This is a genomic window from Herbaspirillum sp. GCM10030257, assembly GCF_042666555.1.
Classification (GTDB): domain Bacteria; phylum Pseudomonadota; class Gammaproteobacteria; order Burkholderiales; family Burkholderiaceae_D; genus Noviherbaspirillum.
The window spans coordinates 1-2,113 of the sequence record NZ_JBHTDH010000092.1; the positions used below are offsets into that span (position 1 = coordinate 1).

At 53.1% G+C, this 2,113-nt stretch carries 2 protein-coding genes and 1 pseudogene; all 3 read left to right on the forward strand.

All coding sequences use genetic code 11. The features are described 5' to 3' along the window. Nucleotides 1-307: response regulator (locus ACFQUU_RS29180; RefSeq protein ID WP_382252126.1), on the forward strand; the 307-nt coding region annotated here is incomplete at its 5' end. Between the two features lie 485 nt (nt 308-792). Beyond that, complete coding sequence (locus tag ACFQUU_RS29185) at nt 793-1,782, forward strand: NAD(P)H-dependent flavin oxidoreductase (protein WP_382252128.1); 990 nt, start codon at nt 793-795, stop codon at nt 1,780-1,782. A 175-nt stretch (nt 1,783-1,957) separates the two neighbouring features. Then, nucleotides 1,958-2,113: pseudogene (locus ACFQUU_RS29190) on the forward strand (IS6 family transposase); the annotation flags it as partial.

Below are 2,113 nucleotides of genomic sequence, written 5' to 3' on the forward strand. Positions count from 1 at the left end.
TCCGCAAAAACCAGCTCAATCTCAAAGGCAGCGACGCACTGTCTTTTGCCGAGCAATTTTATGCGCTCGCAAGAAAAATCCGTTCCGCATAAGAGGCCGCCACGCCCTTGCGCCTAAAATTTTCTTTACGCCGCTAATGCGACAAAACCCAAAAAATACCTTTATTATCGCGCTCACCGGTTATGGCCAGGAGAGCGATGTAGTACAAGCAAGACAAGCAGGTTTCGATGCGCATCTGCTCAAGCCTGCTCGGATGGACGACATATTGAAATTGATATCGAATCTTCCGAGGAATCTACTTCACTAGGGTGGTGACATGTACGTCGTCAACCGAGTTCAAGGATGGCGGAATGCAGGGCAGGTCTAGCGAAAGACTTGAATGCCTACAGGGGCAACCCAATCGGTTTAAGCAATCCGTGCAAGGGCTGTGACGGCCTTGGGTATTTTCACGGATTTACAAAACAAACCTCACCGGTCACTTCTCACATTCACGGAACCAGGCCGTAACTTCTATTAGCATCGGCCCAAACTGGGGCCTCGTGTATATTTTACAAAGGTCGAATGTCTGCTTTGTAGAGAGCCGACCGACTGTTACGGGTCGTCAAGCGAATCTGGTATCGTATCTGCGGGTGGCCGGAAGGTGCCCATTAGCTGCCGCAGACAGGACCAACGGCGCTTACCGGGTTCGGCTAATAGTTGCCTATTGCGTATGGTGGATAGCTATGCTTTATTACACAAAGTTAAGGCCTGCAGCAAGAACCAAAACCTTAATTCACCGTTGGAGGGGATATCATGAACACCAGTTTCACGGCTCTGTTGTCCCTTCAAGTGCCGATAATGCAAGCTCCGGTTGGCGCTGCAGCCGGTCCCGAACTGGCTGCCAGTGTGAGCAATGCGGGCGCGTTGGGGTCACTGCCAATCTGGTTCCTTCCATTGAAAAACGTTCCATCAATGGTTACGGCAACGATGCAACTGACTTGCCGTCCATTTTCCGTAAATGTCCGTGCTGACCTCAATCAACAGCCGCATGTAAATGCGGCGGTGCAAAGCGGTGCAAGCTTGGTTCATCTTTTTTGGGGTGACCCGACTCCATATACTGCTGCAATACATGATGCTGGAGCAAAGGTAATCGTTACGGTTGCGAGCGTCGACGAGGCAAAGCAAGCGCTTGATGCTGACGCCGATATTCTCATCGCCCAGGGCTGGGAAGCAGGTGGACACGTTCGGGGAAACGTGACAACGATGGCGCTCGTCCCCAACGTGGTGGATATTGCAGGTTCAGTACCAGTTCTTGCTGCCGGAGGCATTGTTGACGGAAGAGGTCTAGCCGCTGCATTGATGTTGGGAGCGTCAGGCGCTGCGATGGGTACTCGGTTCGTCGCCTCAGAAGAATCCCGGGCCCACACCGAATACAAAGCGGCACTACTGGCGGCTCGCCAAAGTGAAGCCGTTTACTTAGCCGATTTATTCGGCATCGGCTGGGAAAACGCGCCACACCGCGCACTTCGCAATAGCACAGTCCGGGCATGGGAAGCAGCTGGCTGTCCAGCTTCAGGATCACGTCCGAACGAAAAGGAGATTGTCGCAATACGTGGGGATGGCAAACCGATCGAGCGGTACAGCGTGGTTCTTCCAATGGCTGGTGCCTCTGGCAACATGGAGGCCTTGGCTCAGTACGCAGGCCAGGGAGTAGAAGGAATCAAAGAGATTCTTCCAGCTAGCAGGATCGTCGAAACCACCGTATATGAGGCCAGCGCATGTCTGTCAAAATTTAGATCTTAAGTCGTTACTCAAACGGACTCTGCGAAATGTCCACTTCCAGGACAGTCCAGAGTTGGCTTAAGGTCGACAGCTTCATTACGAGACCTCGGCGCCACAGTCCGGAAGGTCGCCTATACCCACCGATGGTTCGCGACGGCAATGTCACGTTAACGATGGACGCTGGTAAAGTCGGGCAATGAAGATACCCAAAGCCCTTTACTATCACCATCGTTTCCCCGGTGCGGTCATCAGTTGCGCGGTGCGCTGGTATTTCCGTTTCCAGCTGAGCCTGCGGGATATCGAAGAGCTGCTGCTGGAGCGCGGCGTGATAGTCAGCTATGAGACGATCCAC